Source organism: Pseudoalteromonas sp. GW168-MNA-CIBAN-0100 (assembly GCF_040309225.1).
Taxonomy (GTDB): Bacteria; Pseudomonadota; Gammaproteobacteria; order Enterobacterales; family Alteromonadaceae; genus Pseudoalteromonas; species Pseudoalteromonas arctica.
This window is the reverse complement of the sequence record NZ_JBEOOL010001153.1, coordinates 1-233: the sequence shown is the minus strand read 5'-3', so window position 1 is coordinate 233 and position 233 is coordinate 1. Positions and strand designations below refer to the sequence as shown.

The 233-nt window shown below is 44.6% G+C and carries 1 protein-coding gene; it reads right to left on the bottom strand.

Annotation, left to right across the window (positions count from 1 at the left end; all coding sequences use genetic code 11):
* The coding region (locus AAEY62_RS25000) for a fatty acid desaturase family protein (protein ID WP_350637199.1) at window positions 1-233 on the bottom strand (233 nt) is incomplete at both ends.

Below are 233 nucleotides of genomic sequence, written 5' to 3'. Positions count from 1 at the left end.
CTTTAACACCGAGGCATATTGACTAAAAAACCCTCCCGTATTGTAGGCAATGCCTTGTTTTTGCAATACTGCTTGTACTTGCGGTGCCACTTCTTGATAACGCGACGAAGGCATATCTGGAAACAAGTGATGCTCAATTTGAAAACTCAAATGCCCGGTTAATACATGAAACCAACGCGGCCCTTTAATATTTGACGAGCCCAATACTTGGCGGTAATACCACTGCCCTTGGC